Source organism: Acinetobacter sp. NIOH-H-8 (assembly GCF_046635365.1).
Taxonomy (GTDB): Bacteria; Pseudomonadota; Gammaproteobacteria; order Pseudomonadales; family Moraxellaceae; genus Acinetobacter.
Genome location: NZ_JBHDVN010000350.1, coordinates 1 through 390, shown reverse-complemented (window position 1 = coordinate 390; position 390 = coordinate 1). Strand labels below are relative to the sequence as shown.

Annotated in this window: 1 protein-coding gene; it reads right to left on the bottom strand. The window is 66.4% G+C overall.

Annotated features, from left to right (window positions below):
• Positions 1 to 372 (bottom strand): hypothetical protein (locus tag ACEWB7_RS18600; protein WP_411581175.1); only part of this gene is annotated, 372 nt, incomplete at its 3' end.
• Between the last annotated feature and the right edge of the window lie 18 nt (positions 373 to 390).

The window sequence follows — 390 nt, the reverse complement described above, 5'->3', positions numbered from 1 at the left end:
GTCCCCTATCAGGGTCGCGGTGGCGTAGAGACCGTTCATCAGCGGCATCATGCCCACCACCCTTCCCCCCTGCCACTGGTAAAAGGTGACCGGCTGATAGGACCCCATCTGCAACAACACGGGCCGCCCGGAGAGGCCCCGCACCTGCCAGTTGTCACTCTGGCTGCGTTCATAGTGCCGGGCAGTCCCCTCCAGCAGCCACTGCCGTTTGGCATCCAGGCCCAGCCCCACTCCGGCCTGCTGACTGCTGGAGGCGCCATCCACCCGCCACTCGATGAGCAGGCTTTGGGGCGGCTGGTTCACTTGCGCCAGGGTACGCTCGGCCTCCTGCAACTGGGCGGGGGTTCCGCTCAGTACCAGCTGGTTGCCCATGGCGCTCACCCCGAGATC